Here is a 20,772-nt window from a genome sequence, read left to right as displayed (position 1 = left end):
GTACTATTTATACTAGGTAAAAGTGCGTGTTTCAAAAAACCCATATACTTGAACCCATACATAATGAATCTAGCCTATACGCACCGTACTTTTATAAATAGATGGAAACAATAAGGAGGAAAAGGACAGATGTTTGGTCGTGATATTGGAATTGATTTAGGAACAGCAAATGTACTTATTTATGTTAAAGGAAGCGGGATTGTTTTAGATGAGCCATCTGTTGTTGCACTTGATACAAGAGCAAATCGAGTTCTTGCAGTAGGAGAAGAAGCCTTTCGCATGGTTGGACGTACACCTGGAAATATTGTTGCTATTCGCCCAATGAAGGATGGAGTAATTGCAAACTTTGAAATGACGGAGTCCATGTTGAAGCATTTCTTGGATAAAATCAATGTGAAAGGTTTATTCTCAAAGCCACGTATCTTAGTTTGTTGCCCAACAAATATCACATCGGTTGAACAAAAAGCGATTCGTGAAGCTGTGGAAAAAAGCGGCGGTAAGAATGTTTATCTTGAAGAAGAACCAAAGGTGGCGGCCATAGGAGCTGGGATGGATATCTTCCAGCCAAGCGGAAATATGGTCGTCGATATTGGTGGCGGCACAACAGATGTCGCTGTTCTCTCAATGGGAGATGTAGTGACAGCTTCTTCGATAAAGGTAGCAGGGGATCGTTTCGACTCTGATATTTTGTCTTATATAAAAAAACAGTACAAGCTTCTTATTGGCGAAAGGACTTCAGAAGAAATAAAAAAACAAGTAGCTACAGTATTTCCAGGTGCACGCTCGGAAGAAATGGAGATCCGGGGACGAGATATGGTTACGGGTCTTCCTCGCAATATTACGATTACATCAAAAGAAATAGAAGTATCCTTGGTTGAGTCGGTTGCTTATATTGTGCAAGCAGCAAAGCAAGTGCTAGAAAAAACACCACCAGAGCTTTCTGCCGATATTATTGACCGTGGCGTCATGCTGACAGGTGGCGGCGCGCTTATGCATGGTATGGATACATTACTTGCGGAAGAATTAAAGATTCCTGTGATCATTGCAGAGGAACCAATGCATTGTGTAGCTAGAGGAACGGGAATTATGCTAGAGAATTTGGACAAGATGTCGAGCAAGCGCGTTCAAATATAAGGGAGGACGTTATGTTAAAGGGATTCTATACGGCGGCAAGCGGCATGCTTTCTGCTCAGTACCGTCAAAATATGCTTACTCATAATTTAGCAAACGCAGAAACACCTGGCTTTAAAGCCGATCAAGGTGTAGCACGTTCATTTCCAACGATGCTTATGCAAGCGAACTCAAGTCAAGCAGGGAACTTGCAAAATAAACAACCTATTGGCGCGCTTTCAACGGCTGTATACATGCAAGAACAGCTCACAAACATTCGCCAAGGAGATGTAAGACAGACAGGCAGTGCAACAGACCTTGCCTTACTGCAAGCCGGCACAACAGACAATCAAGCAGTGTTGTTTAGTGTCGCGACAGAAAACGGTGAGCGTTATACACGAAACGGCAATTTTCAAACGGATGCAGAAGGTCGATTAGCAACAGCAAGCGGCTATTTGGTTCAAGGAATTGACGGTAACCCGATTCAAGTTGATGGCGATTCGTTTCAAGTAGAATCAGGTGGGACGGTTCTTGTAGATGGCGAAGATCGTGGTACGATTCAAGTTGTGTTTGCGGAAAATACAAACATCCTTGAAAAGGATGGAGATGGTCTCTATCGAACGGAAGAGGAGCCGCTACCTACCGCCTATGGCAATGGTGCAATCGCTTTTCAATTGCAACAACAAGCACTTGAAAACAGCAATGTGGATACAGCTCAAACAATGAATGAAATGTTAAGCACATACAGAATGTTTGAAGCAAACCAAAAGGTACTGCAAGCTTATGATCACAGTTTAGAAAAAGCGGTTAATGAAGTTGGCCGTTTAACGTAGGGGAGGGGAAACAATGATTTCGGGATTTGCTTCGGCAGCAACGCTTAATCAGTTGCAAAAAAAAATAGATACGATCTCAAATAATATCGCGAATGCCAATACTCCAGGTTTTAAAGGGCGTTCTGTAACATTTGCTGATGTGTTATCATCAGAATATCTAAACCAGCCAAATGAAAGTCGTCTAACACCTCATGGTCTGCGTGTTGGGACTGGCTCAAAGCCTGCGCAGACACAGCTTTCCACTGCACAAGGAGCTTTACAAGAGACCGGTCGTGAACTGGATTTTGCCTTGACCGAACCTAACCTCTTCTATACTATTGAGACAGGAGCAGGTGAGCGTTTAACAAGAGACGGGTCATTTTACTATTCTGAAACACCTGGAGGAATTCTTCAGCTAGTAACGAAAAATGGCGACCGTGTTCTTAATGAAGTAGGGGAACCAATGACACTTCCCGCAAACACATCATCCCTTGAGTGGAGAGGCGGCCAATTAGTCGCCCAACTCGCTGATGGTAGAGAACAAGCCATCGGAACATTTGGTATAACGCGAGTTGATCGGCCCCAAGCTCTTGAAGCAGTTGGTGAGAATCAGTTCTCCGCTGAATCGGTAGGTGTATACGCTGAAGCGATTGGTCCAGCTACAGAACAGATCCAACAAAAATCAATTGAAGCTGCCAATGTCGATATTGGCCAGGAAATGGCTGATCTTATGGCAACTCAACGCCAAATGCAATTTCAGGCAAGAGCGTTTACGTTCTCAGATGATATGGCTGGACTCGTAAACACTATTCGCCGTTAAGACAGGAGGTGGCGCGCTTGGCAACAGAAGATCCAGACAAAACGAAGCGCTCTTCTTTGCAATCAGAGCAAGATTCTAGCGATGAATTGACAAAAGAAGGTAAACAGAACGAAAACATGAACGTTACAAGTAACGAGGCGCCACGAGCCGAGTCAGATAAAGAAGATGGAAATGGTACGAATAAAAAAGCTCAATCTTCAGCTCAAAGAGAAGATGAAGAGAAAAAAGAGTTGCCTATCATTCAGGAAGAGACAAGACCTGCCGTTCAGGAGGGGCTTGGATCAGAAGACGGCGAATTACTCGTCGATGATGATAATTCTCCTGCCGAGGGTGGCTCTGTCCCTTTGACATCTGATGAACAGAAACAAATTGAGCTTGAGGGCGAAGCGCAACCTCTTTTAGAGGATGGTCAAAAAGAAGAACAGGTTGCAAGTCGTATTAAGCGCAAAGAAGAGCAGCGTTTACTGGAAGAAGAAGAAAAAGAACGTCACTCTTACCCTTATAAACGCGAGCGAATTCGTTTAATTCCCATATGGCTCCGTCTGATTATTATAGTTGTATTAGGAGGAGCAGCCTTAATGGCTGGTCTGATTATTGGTTTTGGGGTTATAGGGAATGGAGACAACGTATGGGATGTTCTAAACCCGGAATTATGGTATGGCATTATTGATACGATTCGAGGAGACTGACTATGTCAGTCTCTTTTTTTGTATGAATTGCTATGACTTCCGCATACTAAAGCAAAATAAAGGATAGGAGCGTCTCTTTCATGGCATTCAAAAAAACCAAAGATACAGACGTTCCCCAAAATGGAAACGCTCGAAGAAGTATTAAAAAAGGCTAGAAAATCTGGAGATTTTATTGAGGAAACCGAGCGTAGTAAAAGTGGTCAGGTGATGCAAATCTATTATTTTCAATCAATGGTTGATATGCAAAAAATTGGACCGAGAGTTTTTTGGGCAATAAAGCAACTGGAAGTTTTTACATATGACCTTGTGAAAAATGCGCTTTATACCGCGAATATCCAGCACTGTCGTGATGCAGAACATGCCGACCTCGAACTGTTGAGAGGAAGTCTGCTCTTACGGTTTATAGCAGGCGGCAAACCATGCAATCTCCTTGTTGACTTGGCGTATCAAGAGGATAGGGAAATAACTGTTCCGGAAATAGAGTTTAGTGTGTTTGGTTCCAAGGAATCGTTTATCGAAACGGTAGAGGTAAATATTAATTTACTACGCAGGAGAATTCCATCCACCGATTTATATATGAAGAAATTTACGGTCGGTTCAGGTTCAAAGACAAGTGTGTATGTTGTTTATTGTCATTCGATTGCAAATGCGGAAAATGTCCAGACGGTCATTCAGCGAATTACTGATTTGCAATTGGATCAGTTGCCTGACTCGTCAACATTGCTCCAAGTGCTAGAAGATAGTTCTTCTGTATTCCCACAAATCAAGATATACAGAAAGGCCAGATCGAACTGCTTCAGCTTTAATGGAAGGGAAAAATTGATCCAATTGGATTTGGTGCTCGTCAAATCGAACGAGAAGGGATGACTGAAGAGAAATGGTATGAGATCTATAAGGAGCATGACCTCGACATTCAAGTAATCACAAAAATCATTGAGTCAGGTGTAAGTCAGTAGATAGTATCTTTAGTATACTATCTTTCTTAAAAGTGCCTACTGTACGTGATAGATGAGTACGATACAATGGAAATCGTATTCTTTTTTACATCAGGAGGTTTTTTCATTGAAAACAGTATTAATGATTAACGCAAGCGACCGCTTAGAACAGGGCGTAAGCGTAAAAATGTACAATCAATTTCTAAAGACATATAAATTGGAGCATCCCGAAGATACAGTAATGGAGCTTAACTTGTTTAAGGAAGAACTTCCTTATTACGGAAATGACGCGATTACAGCTCAATATAAAAAAGCCCGGGGTATGGAGCTAGATACAAACGAAAAAACGCTGGTTGAGACGATTGAAGGGTATCAGGAACAGTTTATGAAAGCTGATAAAGTTGTTTTCTCCTTTCCTCTTTGGAATTTCACCGTGCCAGCCCCAATGATTACCTACTTATCTTATTTAGCACAAGCGGGTAAAACATTCCGATATACAGAAACGGGACCAGTTGGACTAGTTGGAGATAAAACGATGGCTTTGTTGACAGCGCGTGGGGGGCTTTATTCAGAAGGAACACCGATGGAAAGTGCGGAAATGGCGATGAAACTTGTCCGTCAAACGGTTTCACTTTGGGGCATTATCAACCCGACAGAACTTGTTATTGAAGGGCATAACGCTGCACCAGACCAGTCTGAAACAATTATAGAAACTGGTCTTGGCCAGGTAAGAGAAGCAGCGGCACAGTTTTAAGTTAGAGTAAGTTGTCTGTGCGCAATTGATGCAACCACTCATCGATACGTGCATCCCAGTAATCCCATGTATGGTCACCAGGGCCTTCTTGGTAGTAAATGTCGGCATGAAGCGATCTTGCTTGGTCACGAAAGAGTCGATTCAAGTCGTAAACAAAGTCTTCCGTTCCGCAGTATTGATATAGCGGGGGGAGGGCTTTTGTTTGTGTTTCGATACGTTTAATTAAGTTCCCGCCAGTCGCTTCAACATTTAATTCTTTGCCGAAGATTGCTTGCATAAACGGCTTACGCGTATGGTTGCCTGTTTGCTTATGGATCTTTAATAGTTCCTCAATGATCAATGCGCCTGAAAAACTTGCGGCAGCTGCGAAGTGATTTGGTTCGTTTAATGCCCATTTTAACGCACCAAAGCCGCCCATCGACAATCCGGCGACATAACGATCTTCTCTCTTAGTGGAAAGAGAAAATTCACGTTCCATACGGGCAGGGAGTTCTTTCGAAATGTATGTATAATAACGCCCCCCATATACCATGTCTGTATAATAACTAAGACCTACGTCTGGCATAATAACGGCAATTTGTTCGCGTTTGGCATATTGTTCGATGGCTGAATGACGCATCCAAGCAGAATGGTCGTCACTCCATCCATGAAATAAATAGAGCGTCTTATAAGGTGGTTGTATGTCATCTGGTAGTAGAATGGAAACCGACGTTTGTTTTCCGATTGCTTCAGATAAGAATTGCATTTGTAACAGTGCCAAAATAGAAAACTCCTTTTTCTCCAGTATAGTTGATATTGATCATTCTTTCATTAATGAAAAATAGCTGAACAAATATGGTAAAATAAGCGTATTGCATGAATTAGGAGGCTTTACGATGTTAAATATCGAGGAAATTAAAGCATTAATACCCCACCGCTACCCTTTTTTATTGGTGGATAAAGTGGTTGAACTGGAAGCAGGAAAAAGCGCTGTTGGAATAAAGAATGTGACGGCAAATGAAGAGTTTTTTAATGGACACTTCCCGAGCTATGCTGTTATGCCAGGAGTGTTAATTGTTGAATCACTTGCACAAGTGGCTGGGTTAACCGTAGCAAAAGCCCATGAAGGGACAGACAAAATTGGTTTATTTGCCGCCATTGATGGCTGTAAATTTAAAAGGCCAGTCCGCCCCGGTGATCAACTACGTTTAGAAGTTGAGATTACAAGGATGAAAGGCCCGGTTGTAAAAGCAAAGGGTGTTGCTTATGTGGAAGGTGAAGTTGCAGCACAGGCGGATATGACATTTGCATTTAAAGAGGCTTAATCATTAGAGGGATAGCCATGGAGATGCCATTCATGTTGCAACTAAGTTTGAATGGAAGAAGGCAACCAAGCACGAATGTGTTTGGTTGTCTAATTGCTTCAATTTCCAAGACTGCGGACAGAAATAACTCATTAATTCACATCTTTTTTGACGATCTAGATAAAGCGCTTGCGCCGAGAGAAACCCTTGTTAAATCAAGGGTTTCTCTTATTTGTGTTCTTTATGGACAAAAGTTGTCTATTATAAAAGGTTGAGTTATGATAAGACACACGTAATCATTATAAAATAGAGGGGAAACGATTTATGAAATGAAGCAAGTATGGCAAATTGTAAAACAAGATATGCTCAACTTAAAGCGCGTCCCTCTTGTGGCGCTTTTGCTCGTTGGTCTTGCCTTTCTGCCATCTCTTTACGCTTGGTTTAATATTGCTGCTACATGGGATCCATATAGCAACACAGGTCAAATCAAAGTGGCTGTCGTAAATGAAGACCAAGGTGCAGAGGTTGATGGAGAACAAATTCATGTGGGTGATGAATTAGTGACAAACCTCCGTGATAACGACCAGATGGGCTGGCGTTTTGTAGAGAGGGAAGAAGCTGAAGAAGGTGTTAAGAAAGGTGATTATTACGCAAGTGTGTACATCGGAAGTGACTTCTCAGAACAATTAACGAGCGTGTTGGATGGATCTCCTGCAGCTCCTGTTGTTCATTATGAAGTGAACGAGAAGATGAACGCAATTGCGCCAAAAATGACATCCGCTGGAGCATCCGCTGTTGTCAGTCAAATTTCTGAACAGTTTTTGGCAGAAGCGTCTGAAGCCCTATTTACACAGTTTAATGAAATTGGAATTGAACTTGAGAATGAGCTACCAACAATTCGGCGACTCGAACAGCAAATCTTTAACCTAGAAGAACGCTTTCCAGAAATAAATGAGCTTGGTTCAAAGATTACGGAACTGGATGATGACTGGCCTAATATAAAAGAAAAGCTTGAACAAGTGATGGGAATTGAGGAACGATTCCCGGAGATTAACCAAGGTGCTGGGTACGTACTGGAACTCGAAGAACGACTTCCGGAAATACACACGTTAGCCAATCAATTAAATGATTTGGAAGAAATGATCCCCGAAATTGAAGAGGCGGCTGACCAAATCATAACAATTGGAAACCGCTTTGGAGAAATTGAAACAGAGTTGAATGAAGCGCTTGAGATGGTACGCACAGCAGAAGAGGGGATTGCGCGCGCTCAATCAGCGTTACCCAAAGCCGGAAGTATTGTGGAAAATACGGAAGGTTATATTGAGTCCATTCAGGATGTTTTATCTGAACTAGAGGGGTCAGTCGATCCACTTGTTGATGTGATTGAACAGCAGGCACGATTTGTTGAGCAGGCATCTGCTGCCGTGTTAACTGCAATTGACCAAGTGGAAAGCGGAGAGTCAACAGATGTGATGCTTGAGCAACTGAGCGCTATTAATGAGACGTTAAGCGCAAATGAAGCGGCGCTGACAAATGCGATTGATTTCTTAACAGAATTAAATGAACCCTTACCCTCAAACGATTTACTGCCATTAATTGAATCGCTTACTAGTACGAGGGATCAGGTTAATCAATTACAAGGTAGTGTGCAATCAGCTATGGGCACGCTTGAATCTGGTGGGGAACTCGATTCCGCTGCATTAGAGGAAATAAAAGAACGAGCAAAAACGGCTGAATCCAGTGCGCAAACGGTTCAAGGCTATTTTTCAAATGGTGGTTCAGAAACGATTAAGTCAGCGATAAGAGAAGTCCAATCGGAAGCTGCCTCTGCTGCTCAAGATTTAGAAGACATGAAAGACCGGTTACCTGATTTAGGAGAGTTATTGGAACAAGCGGCAGCGATTAGTTTAACAGGAGAAGAGCAATTGCAGCAGTTGCTCGATGACTTTCCTGCAATTGAAGAACGAATCAATGAAGGCATCGCTTTTATTGAAACGGAACTTCCAAAAGCAGTAGCTGCCATTGAACGTGTAAATTCATTTATGGAAGAGGATTTTCCAGCGATTGAAGAGCGGATTCATCAGGCAGCATCGTTTATCCGTGATGATTTACCAGTCCTTGAGGAAGAATTTTCATTAATGGTCGATAAGCTCGAAGAGAATTTACCCGGATTTGAAGAAGCGCTTGGAGAGGTATCCTCTTTTGTAGCTACACAGTTACCTGATTTAGAAGAGACAGTTGGCGATGTGGCAGAACGAATCCGTGATTTTGAACAAAATAATGATCTTGAAGAAATTATTGGGCTCCTAAAAAATGATATCGAAGAAGAGAGTGCCTTTTTTAAAGAGCCTGTTGAGCTTGAAGAAGAGCAACTGTATCCAGTGCCAAACTATGGATCGGCAAATGCACCATTTTATACGGCACTATCCTTATGGGTAGGCTCTCTGTTGCTATCAAACTTGCTTAAAACCGATGTGCATCCGCTTGATATGCGTGAAGAATATAAGGTCCACCATGTGTACTTCGGGCGATTAATCTTATTCTTACTTGTGAGCCTATTTCAAGCTCTAATTGTTAGCATTGGGAACTTATTGATTCTTGGAACCTATGCAGCCCATCCTGTTTGGTTTGTTGTTTTTACAGTAATCGTTGGGTTTGTGTTTATGACAATTGTCTATACGCTTGCATCCGTGTTTGGAAACATTGGAAAAGCGATGGCGATTATCTTTATGGTCCTCCAGCTATCAGGGGCAGGCGGGACGTTCCCTATTCAAGTCGCACCACCGTTTTTTCAAGCAATTAATCCATTCCTGCCATTTACGTATGCAATTAACTTGCTACGAGAAGCAGTTGGCGGTATCGTGCCGGGGGCTGTCTGGTTAAATGTAGGCGTATTAATGCTTTTCTTTGTACTTGCATTATTATTTGGATTTGTGATGAAAAAACCATTGGCAAAACGAATGGAACAAACAACAGCGAAATCTCGCTCAAGTCGAATGATTGATTAAAAGGAACGCCCTCTTTGCATATAAAGCAGAGAGGGTGTTCTTTTTGTAATAGGGGGGGTTGTTAGCTAGGTTGATTCAGAGGCCTTTAATTAAGAAACAAAAAAATTCTGTTTTAAGAAATTGAGGTTTGTTACACTACTGAAACAGGAATGGTATGTTGAGAGACAGGTAAAGGAGCGGATGGACGATGGGTGAAATGATCTATGGGAATACCCCACCATTTCTTGGCGCAAAAAATGGGACGGTGGAAGAGATTGAAGATGTGGATGTGATTGTTTATGGTGTCCCTTGGGAAGGGGCAGTCACTTGGGGAGACTACACAGGCTGTGAGTTAGGTCCAAAAGTGATGCGTCTGTCTTCAGGGAGGTACTCTGGTTATTTACCGGAACTTAACCATATTGATGTGTTTGAACATTTACAGCTTGCAGACTTAGGTGATGTGGATGTTGTACCTGCTGATGTAGATGAGTCGATGCGACGCATTCAAGCCTTTGCGAAAGGTGTTTGGAAAACGGGCAAATTTCCTTTAGCGCTAGGCGGAGATCATGGCATTACTTATCCAATTGTAGCCGGTCTTGCTGAACAGCATCCAGGTAAAAAAATCGGTATCTTGCATTTAGATGCTCATTATGACAACATGCCCCATCATGAGGGTGCGAAATATGCTCGATCAACGCCGTTTGCTCGCTTATATGAGCATGAGTCAGTACGAAATGAAAGCTTGCTTCATATTGGAATACATGGACCGAGAAATAAACCTGAAACTGGGAAATATGCACAGCAATCTGGTGCGAAAACGTTTACGATAAACGACATTAAGGAAGCTTCCGATTTACGTGCTTTTGCAGCAAATTTATATGAAAAAGCAGCAGAAGATGTGGATATGGTATACCTCTCTATCTGTAGTGATGTCTTGGATGTTGCGTTTAATCCAGGTGGCCCAATCGATACAAACGGATTAAGTTCATATGAGCTTTTAACGCTTGTCCACGAGTTTGCATCAAGAGGGATCGTCGGTATGGATTTTGTAGAAGTATATCCGCAACAAGATACCAATAATGTTTCGTCCCACTTTGCTTCAACGCTTGCGCTGTATGCACTTGCTGGCCATGTGAAAGCATTGCAATCATAAAAAGTGATCTGTTCTGGATTTTAAACTTTCACCTCATTGGAGATTTTTTTCGATGGGGTTTTTCGTGTTGATAGAAAGGGGAAACGTTATGCAAGATTCATGGAAACAACGAATGCCTCGTATCACCATTACTCACGCATAAGTAGTCTGCTAATCCTTTTTTATTTAGGTAGGGAGATGACCACCGACCAAAAAAGCCAGTTATACTGGCTTTTTTAATGTGCAAAGATATCATGTCCTCTTTTCTTTAAGCCCTCAATTGCTTGGCGGATTGGTAAGTTAGGTAAGCGGAACTCTTGTGAGATCACTTTTTCTACCTCTTCGATTGAATGCAGTTTTACTGTTTCTGCCCCTCCTTCTTGGAAACGGATCGTGAATTTGTCATTAACTAGTGAAACACTACGTTTCTGATCAAGTTGATAGAGGTGGCAGCGGAGGATCGTCATAAATGGAGCGTCTTCGGCAAAGGAATCGTTCATAATTTCTGTAAAGTCTTCAATCGTCGTGTTTAGTTGATCTGTACGAAATGACCATGTGCTTCCGCTCTGCGCTCCATTCAAATACCGTTTGTATTCGAAAGATTGGTCTCCTGTAGGTGTAATAAAGACTTGATCTTGTTCAAAAGCACGTTCAATTTTTTTGTTTTCTAAGAGGAGTGGTTTGAAGTTTGGTGCGGTCGCTCCACAATCCACATAATACATCTCATCTGCAAAGAAGACTAAAATAGCTAAATGAACCCCTCCGACTTGAAGCAGTCGGCAATTAAATTTTAGTGCTTTTAAGAGTTGGAAGAGGTTGGCGTTTAATGTATAGCAAGTGCCTCCTGTATGGTAGATTAAACGATTGTGGAGGAGCTCTGATGGTGAAGGTATATTTGGTTCCTTGTCTTGTTTGAGTAACTTGCTAATGTTTTCAAACGGAAACTGATTTAAATGAGAGGTTGTAATTTTCTCTAAAAATAAAAGCGAAGGTTTTTCTACTTTGAGTCGTAATGTTTCTAAATAAGTTGTCTTCCATCTCATCGTGTTGCCTCCTTTTTTTTATGATAGCAAAGTTCAACAACAATTGATTCGACCAGATGGAGGAAAAATAGTCAGCCTTTTGGTGTAGGTCAATTATTTCCCAACCTCTTCCACGTACTAGTGTCATAGAGTGACCTTAAGCAAAAATGGTTGATATAGCAGTGAAATACGCTTCTCATAAAACGAAACTAGGTATTAACTCCTTACTTTTGTAATATTACAGTTTAGTTACAATGATAGAATAGGCACGAGTTTTCGTGTAAAATTTACTCAAACCTACCGATGAAAACTATGAAAACTGTTATTTATTGTGGAATTGACTAGATTAATGGAACGAATAAAATAATGATGAATTGAAAAGGAGGCATTCTCTTGCAAAAATCAACTTTAAACAAAATGCTATTTTCGTCTGCTATTATTGCTGGGGTCGTGGCTGTGGCACCTCAAGAAGCAGATGCAGCACTTGGCGACCGTACTCTTAAACAAGGCATGTCTCATTCTGATGTGACTGAACTACAAAATGTACTTAAAGAAAAAGGTTTCTTTACATATGGCACTTCAACAGGCTACTTTGGCACATATACACGTGATGCAGTGCGTGCATACCAAAAAGAGAACAATTTAGCAGTCGATGGCATTGCGGGACCGCAAACACTTGGTTCTCTAAAAGGGAAAAGCGTATCTGCTCCAAACTCTTCAAATGCTTCGAATGGTGGCAATAGTGCGCCAGCAAGTAATACAAGCCTTATGCGCATCGGGAGTCAAGGTAGTAATGTAACAGCGCTTCAAGATAAGCTCCGTTCGCTTGGCTTTTTTAACCAGTCTTCTACAGGATATTATGGCACGGTCACGCGTGATGCGATTCGGAATTATCAAAAGGCGAATGGCTTGCAAGTGGATGGTATTGCAGGACCGCAAACGCAGTCAGCTTTAAATGGTAATAGCTCTACGTCTGCTCCATCAAAACCATCTGAAAGTAAGCCGGTTTCAACAAACACAACTCTTCGCATCGGCAACCAAGGTGGTCAAGTAACAGATTTACAGAAGCAGCTCCGTTCGCTCGGTTATCTAAATGAAAATGCAACAGGTTACTTTGGCGAAGCAACGCGTTCTGCTGTACGTGAATTCCAACGTACAAACGGCTTGCAAGTGGATGGTATCGCTGGACCGCAGACGCTTTCAAAGTTAAATAATAACCCTGCACCAGTAAACAAAAATCAATCGTCAAATAACCAAAACACTAACAATAACAACAACTCTTCGAACCCCTCAAATTCGAGTGGACTTGTTTCAGGACTTGTTTCATCGGCTAATTCTGCAATTGGCGTACCATATGCATGGGGCGGGACGTCGATGTCCGGTTTCGATTGCAGTGGTTTGATCCAGTATATTTTCCGTCAAAATGGCGTTAGTGTACCTCGTACTGCAGCGGAACAATGGAATGCTGGTACATCTGTTAGTTCGCCGAGTGTAGGCGATATCGTCTTTTTTGAAACATATAAATCGGGTCCTTCTCATAATGGTATTTACATTGGCAATAACAAGTTTATCCATGCTGGATCATCTGGCGGTGTTGCTGTTGCTGACTTGAACAATAGCTATTGGAACCCAAGATACCTTGGCGCAAAGCGTCTTCACTAAAAAACGGGCATTATGCCTGTTTTTTTTTTGGAAACTGCCTCCGATTACGGAAATTTTTACAGAACGTACATTCTTATTTTTTTGTTGATAAACGAACATATATTCGTTTATAATAAAATGAATATAAGCGGAGGCGAATATCATGAAACGTGGGTCAGTTATTCTTTTAGTTGATATGGAATCTTTTTATGCATCAATTGAGCATGCAAGAAATCCTCAATATGCGGGTAGACCACTTGTTGTTTCTGGGGATCCTAACCGTAGAAGTGGTGTTATTTTAGCTGCTTGCCCCCTTGCCAAAGCGCGGGGGATTAAAAATGCAGAGCGTTTATTTGAGGCACAGCAGAAGTGTCCTGATGTGGTTGTCGTTAAGCCACGCATGCAGCTGTATGTGGATATGTCTTTAAAGATTTCAAAACTTCTAGGTGAATTTACTGATTTGGTGGAGCCCTATTCAATCGATGAACAGTTTATGGATGTTACAGGAAGTCAGCGCTTATTTGGTGGACCTTATGATATTGCTGTAAAGGTGAAGGAGTGTATTGAAAGGGAAACGGGAATAAAGGCGCGAATAGGAATTGGTGAAAACAAAGTACTTGCTAAGCTGGCATGTGATAACTTTGCGAAAAAAAACAGTACGGGCATTTACTCATTAAGTCAAGATATGTTGGAGTTTGATTTATGGAGTTTGCCGATTGAGAAGTTATTTGGTGTCGGGAACAAGATGGCCATGCATTTTCGTAATATGGGGATTCGAACGATTGGACAACTAGCTAAAACGGATTGTGCACGAATCAAAGAGCGTTTTGGCGTGCATGGCCAAGTATTATGGATGTCTGCAAATGGCGTTGATTATTCTCCGGTTACGCGGAAAGCCCATGCTGGACGAAAAGGGTATGGGAATGGGATGACGCTTCCTCGTGATTATGTGAAGAAAGAAGATATCCACGTGGTGCTTTTGGAGCTATGTGAGGAAGTCTGCTCTAGGACAAGGCAAGCGGGTAAGATGGCAGGTACGGTTTCTTTAGGCATAAATGGAGCGAGCTTTAAAGAGAAGAGAGGCTTTTACCGCCAACGGACACTGCCAATTGAAACGAATATTACAATGGAAGTGTTTGAGGCGGCGTGTGTGTTACTGGATCGTTACTGGGACGGATTCCCAATTCGTCGTTTAAATGTAGGATTAACAAATCTACAGAGCGACCAAAACTGGCAAATGAGTTTGTTTGAAGACAATGCAAGTCGCGATCGTTTATCAAATATAGGGTATGTGATGGACGAAATTCGTCGAAAGTACGGGAAAGTTGCGATTCAAAGAGCTGCATCTTTGACCGCAGCCTCACAGTTTCTAGACCGGAGCAAAAAGATTGGTGGTCATTATAAATAAGGACAAAAAACCTTCCGGACAATAGGAAGGTTTTAAGGCTCAATTGATGAAAGAGAAGCAATCATTTTTGCTAATACATCAGGTTGAATTTCTTCATCGTTGGACCGCACCGCTAAATCAAGGATCCGGCCATCATCTAATTCTTTAATAAGGGTTAACCCATTATATGATCCGTCTGAATTCTCTTCAGCAAAGGTATAATCGTACCAATGTAGTGCTGGGAAATCATCAGAGACCAGTTCTGTACTAGAAGAACGAAGTGCGTTTACGTGAAGGTTCATAGGAATGTCTGGATGGGCTTGTCCAATAATTAATGTGATTGGTTCAAAATCAGGATCTTCGCTATGAGTGAAACTGTAGGATTGTGCGCCCAATGTCCGCATTTGATAGCCTTCAGGAAGGCTAATGGAAAGTGTTTCGAATAACTCAAATTGTTCGATTGGAAACTCAACGGAAGTCCCATCAATACTAGCGGTTAGTTGCCCGGTTTCTGTAGCCGCATGTGGATCTTCTTCAGGTTGGCGAATAGACCGATCTTCGAGCTTTTCCGATAAAGATAATGCCTCGTCCTCTTCGCTAATTGGTTTTGTTTCCATCGCGTCACTGTTGCCTGAAATAAGAATGGCATGGAAAAGGCTGACAATTTCTTCGTATGCTTCCTGGCCAATATCTGCTGAGTCATTTAATGTTAATGAAGCGACGTACATATAATTATTTTTTTCATCAAATTGGACAAGACGGTGAACAATTCCGTATTCATCTTCAACTGTTAAATAATAATCAAAATGGAGTTCAGAGAACAAATCGAGTTCCACTTCGTTTGGTTCACTCTCTTCAGAACGCAGTGAGAGCGAAGTGTAATCACGGCGAAGTGCCAGGTTGTAATCTGTTGGAAGTGCTTGAGTGCTTACCGTTGCTTGGAAGGTGTTTTCGTTGTCTTCCGAAGCAATAAACGTGAGAGCCTCATTGGTAGAGAGCACTTCAATGCCTTCTGGAATTAAATAGGTTTTGTCGAAGGGAGCACTGGCTGCTTGCGCAGCTAACACATCCGTTTTGCTTCCATTTGAGACAACCAAGCTCTTTTCTTTTTCCTCTTCATGATCAGGTTCTTCTTCTGTATAATCAGGCGATACCGTATGTGTTTCGTTTGGTGGGTCGGCAGGAGCTGGACTGGCTTCTGGGGATGTACAAGCAGAAAAAATGAATGCTCCTAAGAGGCCGAAACAACTCACAAGTCGCATTGAATTGCGAATGGAAGAGTGTGTCCTCATCAAAAGTTCCTCCGTAAAATTGTTTTTTAGGCAAAATATGCCTTTCTCTATCCTAACATGGAACGATTCATTAGACTGTAAAAAATTTAAGGCAACTGTGAAAGTATGTCCTCGATTTTATTGCTTGTCACACCGAAGGGGAGAATAAGCAACCAAATACATGCTTACTTATTGGATCTCCACTAAGACTCTTTATTCTAAATTTGTTGTTTCATCTAGTCCTAAATGGTTTAAAAGGTTTTGACTTACTCGAGCACGTTCCTCTTCTGAAATCAGTGCATACCAGGCACCATCAATGGTTTCCTCGCTAAATTCTAACTCGATTTGTGAGATAGACGATGCTGCGGGGTAATAGTTTTGGGCATAAGAAGCCATTTTGGATACGGTTAAGTCTGTTTGAAGAGTAGACCCGAGCGATCGTAACAAATCGGGCGCAGACGACATTTGACTAACTTGTAAACCTTCTTCGATAACCCCTTCAAGCACATCTCGCTGTCTCTTTGTTCGACCTGCATCTCCTTCTGGATCCTCTTTACGCATTCTTACGTAAGCAAGTGCTTCTTCGCCATTTAATTCAATAACTCCTTCTGGGAAATCGTGACCTGACAAAGAGAAAGCGAAGTCGTTTTCAACCGTAATGCCACCAAGCGTGTCAACCATTTCAATAAATTGATCCATATCAATTGCCAAATAGTGATCGATTGGAATGTGAAACAGCTCCTCAACCGTTTGAATCGTCATATCCGCACCTCCGTAGGCATAGGCGTGATTAATCTTCTCAAACGTGCCATGGCCAACGATTTCTGCTCTTGTGTCACGAGGGATGCTTACTATTTGAATTGATTCATCTTGGGCATTAACGGTAACAATAAGCAAAGCATCTGCGCGCCCGTATCCATCCTCTTCATGAGAATCAACACCGGCAATTAGAAAGGACAGTGGTTCTCCAGGTGAAGCTGAAGCCTCGCGCTGTTCTGAAGCACCTTCACTCTTTGTTCTGCTTTCAAGCGGTTCGTACATTTCCTCATTCGCATTTGATGCAGCTTGAAACAAAGAAAAAGCGTAGGCGCCAATGGCGAACAATCCTACAGATAAAAGCACGATGATTGTTTTTGTATACCATTTCATTGTGAATCTGTCCTCTCCCGTATTTACTTTCCTTTTTATTACCCTTATCTGGATCAATTAAACAGAACGTCTTTCTAGTCTCAACGCTTTTGATAGGAGCTATACGTCATTCAAAACAAAAAACCGTATAATGAAAGACGGCTTAGGACTGAAAACGAACGCATCTGTCGTTGGTGCCTTTTGGCTGGGCACACCAACTTCTTCTCGAAAACCAAATCACGGAAAGTATACACGTAGACACTTGCTCTAAAAAGATGAGGGTAAGATTCACAGCTAGATGGGGCGACTCACAAACTGCCTATGTCAAGCGAAGTGTAAGAAGGGAGCGAAGGGGGAAGTATCGTATGTTGTTTATCATGAAAAAAAGCTTGTCAACAAGATCGTTTTTACATGACCTTGTCGACAAGCAGAAATCACCGAATGAAAAAAGCGAAGTGTTAAAGAGATAATTGCCAACGCCAAGAGTCTTCGCACATTTCCAATAGATCGCGTTTGGCACTCCAGCCAAGTTCGTTCTTTGCTTTTGTTGGATCGGCATAAGAAACAGGTGCGTCGCCAGGGCGGCGCTCAACCATTTTCTTAGGGATCGTGATGCCTGATGCTTGTTCAAATGCGGAAATAACCTCAAGTACACTATACCCTTGACCAGTACCTAAGTTATAGGCTTGTGTACCAGTAAAAGAATCAAGCTTCTCAAGCGACTTTAAGTGACCTAAAGCAAGATCAACCACATGGATGTAATCACGGACGCATGTGCCATCATCGGTTGGGTAATCAGTGCCAAATACAGAGAGTTCTTCACGCACCCCTGCCGCCACTTGAGTAATAAAAGGCATCAAGTTATTAGGCATACCAGATGGGTTTTCGCCAATTAGCCCACTTTTATGGGCGCCGATCGGGTTAAAGTAACGTAAGAGAGAAATACACCAATTCTCGTTGGAAGCAGCTACATCACGAAGAAGATCTTCAATAATGATTTTTGTGCGACCATACGGGTTTAAAGCACGTAATGGCGCAGTCTCGTTTAAAGGAACTGAATCAGGCATACCGTAAACAGTCGCTGACGAGCTAAAGACAAGCTTGTACACGTGATGTGCTTCCATTACTTTACATAAATTAAGGGTGCTACCAATATTTGTTTCATAATAATAAAGGGGCTTGGCCACGGACTCGCCAACTGCTTTTAACCCAGCAAAATGAATTACAGCTTCAATCTTATTTTGCATAAACACATGATTAAGTGAGTCAAAATCAAGCAAATTTACGTTGTAGTACTTAACTGATTTGCCGGCAATTTTTTCAATTCGAGCAACCGAGTCTTCGTTGCTATTGTCGAAGTTATCAACAATAATAACGTCATAATTCGCATTAAGAAGTTCAACACATGTGTGGCTACCAATATAACCGGCACCGCCAGTAACTAAGATGGACATAAAATTCCCCTCCGATTTAAGTGCGTATGTATGGATGTTAGCTCAAGTATAACAGAAATAAAGGTGACAAAATATACCTGTAAGTGAGCTTGAATTGTCGAAAAACATGGTATGATAAGACTATAAATAAGGAAATGGAAGGTGGAATGTTGGGGGTATGAGCATAACGGAGCGCGCAGATGGATTGAATATAATGGTGCAGGAATCTATCAGCCATCAGAAATAATGAAAATCATTCTCGTACTCGTGTTAGCCCATCTTATTTTTGTATTAAACCAACACTTCTCAGAGAAAACGATGAAACATGACTCTATTAAGTTAGGGTTGATTGTGCTAGTAGCATTACCGCCATTCTTGTTGGTCCTCAAACAGCCAGATTTAGGAAGTGCACTCGTGCTAGCATCGATTATTGCTGGAACCATTCTTGTATCAGGAATTTCTTATAGAATGCTTGGGGTAATTGTAACACTTGCAATAGCTGGGATAGCAGGCATCTTTTATTTGTTATTTAACTATGTCGATGTATTGATTAACTATAAGATTCTTGAAGACCATCAGCTTGAACGAATATATGGCTGGCTCTACCCAGCGGAATATGCTTCAAGTTATGCATTGCAAGAGGAATTGGCTCGGGTCAGTTGCTAGGGAGCGGCTTTTTAAATAGTACGCAGGCTGCAAATGCTTCGACACCGGAATTGCATACAGACTTTATTTTTGCTGTGATTGGGAAAGAGTTTGGTTTTATCGGTTCAACATTTGTGATTTGTGTATTCTTTCTGCTTATTTATCGAATGATCCTTATGACAATAGGACTTATGCCTGTAACTGGCATTGCCTTTTTTAAGTTATGGAGGGTCAGCATTATTAACGAATTTAATTGCTGTAGCCATTGTTCTTAATATAGGAATGAGGCAGAAAAGCTATATGTGAATCAACAAGAGAAGTTGGCAGCGTAAAACAACCGTCTCAGATTTTTATGAAAAACCTCAAATTGAAAAGCGGAAACCTGCTGAAGAATAGAAACAAAACGCTTGTCAATGAATAGGACAAACGTTTTGTTTTATTTTTTATACGTTTTCTAGTGCTCGTTTAATCTCTTGATCTCCTGCAAGTAATTCAAATGCTTTACCGCGTGCAGATTCAGTTGATAACGATTCAATTAACACAGTGGCAACATCAGCCCGAGGAATGGAGCGATAGCCAATTTCTTTGAACATGTCCGTAGTCTCAATTGAACCAATGGAAGCTTCATTCGTTAAAGGACCAGGGCGAACGATTGTGTAATTAAGCGATGTAGCCATCAACATTTGGTCTGATACCGCTTTTGCGACCATATAATGTTTTATATTGTCTGGTTGTGCATCGGGATCACCTGCTCCAATGGAACTTAGTTGGACGAAGTGTTTGATCTTTGCTTTTTCGGCATACTGAAACGCCTTGATCGCTCCCCATAGGTCAATGACAAGTGTTTTATCCGCACCAGTTGAACCTCCAGAACCGGCTGCAAAGATCACAGCATCTATATTGGTAAAAGCATGGCTGAAATCTTTTTCTAAATTTCCGAGAACCACTTCGTCTGCCCCAAGTTCTTTCATTTTGTTCGCTTGTTCCTCTTTACGAACCATCGCTGTTGCCTTATGTTCTGATTTAGCAAGGCCTTTAATGACATGTTTACCAACTTGGCCATTTGCTCCTATAACAAGTACATTCATCTCTTTAACATCTCCTTTAATTCATATCTAATGTCTTATTTCATTCCCAGTCTTTAATAAAATAAACATCCGTGTTAGAAAAGGTAACGGGGTAATTGAATAAGAAGGTTACACTTCGTATGCTAAATGTATTTCAGTTTAGAGGGGGTAGTGACATGGATCCTATTCATTCGGGTTTTTTAACAAAGACGATCGACTTGGCAAAAGAGTCAATCAAACAAGGTGGAGGTCCTTTTGCCGCAATTGTCGTTGATCGGAAAGGTATGATTATTGGCCAAGGCACCAATTCTGTAACAAATGCAAACGACCCAACTGCGCATGCCGAAGTGGTTGCCATTCGCAATGCCTGTAAACAGAAGGAGCATTTTCAACTTGATGGGTGCACGTTATACACGAGCTGTGAACCATGTCCAATGTGTTTAGGGGCAATCTACTGGGCGCGTCCAGAGGCGGTTTATTTTGCGGCAACGAAAAAAGATGCAGCGGCGGTCGGTTTTGATGATGCGTTCATTTACGAGGAAATCAAAAAAGATTATGACGTACGCCAAATTCCTTTTTATGGTCTAAAAACAGTAAATCGATTGGATCCATTTCAAACGTGGGCGACGTACACACAAAAAATTGAGTATTAACAA

21 protein-coding genes and 1 pseudogene are annotated in these 20,772 nt (G+C 41.7%); 16 read left to right on the top strand and 6 right to left on the bottom strand.

Annotation, left to right across the window (positions count from 1 at the left end):
• Nucleotides 1-129: 129 nt before the first annotated feature.
• The 6 genes from BK584_RS12980 (at nucleotide 130) to BK584_RS12955 (ending at nucleotide 5,120) form a co-directional block, all read left to right on the top strand.
• Entirely contained in the window at nucleotides 130-1,134 is a 1,005-nt protein-coding gene (locus BK584_RS12980; RefSeq protein ID WP_078393003.1) for a rod shape-determining protein, read from the top strand.
• 11 nt (nucleotides 1,135-1,145) lie between these two features.
• The gene (locus BK584_RS12975) at nucleotides 1,146-1,943 is read left to right on the top strand and encodes a flagellar hook-basal body protein (protein WP_078393002.1); all 798 of its coding nucleotides are present in this window, start codon (nucleotides 1,146-1,148) and stop codon (nucleotides 1,941-1,943) included.
• A gap of 13 nt (nucleotides 1,944-1,956) precedes the next feature.
• Entirely contained in the window at nucleotides 1,957-2,742 is a 786-nt protein-coding gene (locus BK584_RS12970; RefSeq protein ID WP_078393001.1) for a flagellar hook-basal body protein, read from the top strand.
• 17 nt (nucleotides 2,743-2,759) lie between these two features.
• Nucleotides 2,760-3,431: a DNA-directed RNA polymerase subunit beta gene (locus BK584_RS12965; RefSeq protein WP_245808855.1), complete on the top strand. Its 672-nt coding sequence runs from the start codon at nucleotides 2,760-2,762 to the stop codon at nucleotides 3,429-3,431.
• 120 nt (nucleotides 3,432-3,551) lie between these two features.
• Nucleotides 3,552-4,298: a spore germination protein gene (locus BK584_RS12960; protein WP_078393000.1), complete on the top strand. Its 747-nt coding sequence runs from the start codon at nucleotides 3,552-3,554 to the stop codon at nucleotides 4,296-4,298.
• A gap of 141 nt (nucleotides 4,299-4,439) precedes the next feature.
• A complete protein-coding gene (locus tag BK584_RS12955) occupies nucleotides 4,440-5,120 on the top strand; it encodes an FMN-dependent NADH-azoreductase (RefSeq protein WP_078392999.1) in 681 nt (226 codons plus the stop codon).
• Between the two features lies 1 nt (nucleotide 5,121).
• Here BK584_RS12955 and BK584_RS12950 read toward each other — a convergent pair whose 3' ends face one another.
• Complete coding sequence (locus BK584_RS12950) at nucleotides 5,122-5,880, bottom strand: alpha/beta hydrolase (RefSeq protein WP_078392998.1); 759 nt, start codon at nucleotides 5,878-5,880, stop codon at nucleotides 5,122-5,124.
• 115 nt (nucleotides 5,881-5,995) lie between these two features.
• Here BK584_RS12950 and fabZ point away from each other — a divergent pair, with 115 nt between their 5' ends.
• From fabZ to BK584_RS12930, 4 genes are all read left to right on the top strand, one after another.
• A complete protein-coding gene (fabZ, locus tag BK584_RS12945) occupies nucleotides 5,996-6,424 on the top strand; it encodes a 3-hydroxyacyl-ACP dehydratase FabZ (protein ID WP_078392997.1) in 429 nt (142 codons plus the stop codon).
• A 17-nt stretch (nucleotides 6,425-6,441) separates the two neighbouring features.
• A complete protein-coding gene (locus BK584_RS12940) occupies nucleotides 6,442-6,678 on the top strand; it encodes a hypothetical protein (protein ID WP_078392996.1) in 237 nt (78 codons plus the stop codon).
• Nucleotides 6,679-6,732: 54 nt separating this feature from the next.
• The gene (locus tag BK584_RS12935; protein ID WP_078392995.1) at nucleotides 6,733-9,411 is read left to right on the top strand and encodes a YhgE/Pip domain-containing protein; all 2,679 of its coding nucleotides are present in this window, start codon (nucleotides 6,733-6,735) and stop codon (nucleotides 9,409-9,411) included.
• A gap of 187 nt (nucleotides 9,412-9,598) precedes the next feature.
• Nucleotides 9,599-10,543, top strand: a complete 945-nt coding sequence (locus BK584_RS12930; protein ID WP_078392994.1) for an agmatinase family protein — start codon at nucleotides 9,599-9,601, stop codon at nucleotides 10,541-10,543.
• A gap of 215 nt (nucleotides 10,544-10,758) precedes the next feature.
• Here the strand turns inward: BK584_RS12930 and BK584_RS12925 are convergent, their stop codons facing one another.
• The gene (locus BK584_RS12925; RefSeq protein ID WP_078392993.1) at nucleotides 10,759-11,565 is read right to left on the bottom strand and encodes an arylamine N-acetyltransferase; all 807 of its coding nucleotides are present in this window, start codon (nucleotides 11,563-11,565) and stop codon (nucleotides 10,759-10,761) included.
• Between the two features lie 372 nt (nucleotides 11,566-11,937).
• Between BK584_RS12925 and BK584_RS12920 the strand changes: the two genes are divergently transcribed.
• Both BK584_RS12920 and BK584_RS12915 read left to right on the top strand, forming a co-directional pair.
• Entirely contained in the window at nucleotides 11,938-13,206 is a 1,269-nt protein-coding gene (locus BK584_RS12920; RefSeq protein WP_245808854.1) for a C40 family peptidase, read from the top strand.
• 142 nt (nucleotides 13,207-13,348) lie between these two features.
• Nucleotides 13,349-14,593 (top strand): DNA polymerase IV, encoded by a 1,245-nt coding sequence (locus BK584_RS12915; protein ID WP_078392992.1) that lies wholly within the window; start codon nucleotides 13,349-13,351, stop codon nucleotides 14,591-14,593.
• A gap of 32 nt (nucleotides 14,594-14,625) precedes the next feature.
• On the opposite strand, the gene BK584_RS12910 is transcribed toward BK584_RS12915, so the two are convergent.
• The 3 genes from BK584_RS12910 to galE form a co-directional block, all read right to left on the bottom strand.
• Nucleotides 14,626-15,864, bottom strand: coding sequence for a hypothetical protein (locus BK584_RS12910; protein WP_078392991.1), 1,239 nt, complete (start codon nucleotides 15,862-15,864; stop codon nucleotides 14,626-14,628).
• A gap of 192 nt (nucleotides 15,865-16,056) precedes the next feature.
• Entirely contained in the window at nucleotides 16,057-16,992 is a 936-nt protein-coding gene (locus tag BK584_RS12905; protein ID WP_078392990.1) for an LCP family glycopolymer transferase, read from the bottom strand.
• A 437-nt stretch (nucleotides 16,993-17,429) separates the two neighbouring features.
• Nucleotides 17,430-18,425, bottom strand: coding sequence for a UDP-glucose 4-epimerase GalE (galE, locus tag BK584_RS12900; protein ID WP_078392989.1), 996 nt, complete (start codon nucleotides 18,423-18,425; stop codon nucleotides 17,430-17,432).
• Between the two features lie 141 nt (nucleotides 18,426-18,566).
• On the opposite strand from galE, the gene BK584_RS12895 reads away from it, so the two are divergent.
• The 3 genes and pseudogenes from BK584_RS12895 (at nucleotide 18,567) to BK584_RS25565 (ending at nucleotide 19,355) form a co-directional block, all read left to right on the top strand.
• Complete coding sequence (locus tag BK584_RS12895) at nucleotides 18,567-19,070, top strand: FtsW/RodA/SpoVE family cell cycle protein (RefSeq protein ID WP_169871258.1); 504 nt, start codon at nucleotides 18,567-18,569, stop codon at nucleotides 19,068-19,070.
• Nucleotides 19,064-19,165, top strand: a pseudogene (locus BK584_RS25570) (FtsW/RodA/SpoVE family cell cycle protein); the annotation flags it as partial. The gene BK584_RS12895 and the pseudogene BK584_RS25570, both read left to right, overlap by 7 nt.
• Before the next feature lie 91 nt (nucleotides 19,166-19,256).
• Nucleotides 19,257-19,355 (top strand): FtsW/RodA/SpoVE family cell cycle protein, encoded by a 99-nt coding sequence (locus BK584_RS25565; RefSeq protein ID WP_367579293.1) that lies wholly within the window; start codon nucleotides 19,257-19,259, stop codon nucleotides 19,353-19,355.
• A 137-nt stretch (nucleotides 19,356-19,492) separates the two neighbouring features.
• Here the strand turns inward: BK584_RS25565 and BK584_RS12885 are convergent, their stop codons facing one another.
• Entirely contained in the window at nucleotides 19,493-20,137 is a 645-nt protein-coding gene (locus BK584_RS12885) for an SDR family oxidoreductase (protein WP_078392986.1), read from the bottom strand.
• A gap of 155 nt (nucleotides 20,138-20,292) precedes the next feature.
• Between BK584_RS12885 and BK584_RS12880 the strand changes: the two genes are divergently transcribed.
• Nucleotides 20,293-20,769: a nucleoside deaminase gene (locus tag BK584_RS12880; protein ID WP_078392985.1), complete on the top strand. Its 477-nt coding sequence runs from the start codon at nucleotides 20,293-20,295 to the stop codon at nucleotides 20,767-20,769.
• The last annotated feature ends 3 nt before the right edge of the window (nucleotides 20,770-20,772 follow it).

The organism is Shouchella patagoniensis (assembly GCF_002019705.1).
Lineage (GTDB): Bacteria > Bacillota > Bacilli > Bacillales > Bacillaceae_D > Shouchella > Shouchella patagoniensis.
The sequence above is the reverse complement of the archived record's forward strand: the minus strand, read 5'-3'. Positions and strand labels throughout refer to the sequence as shown.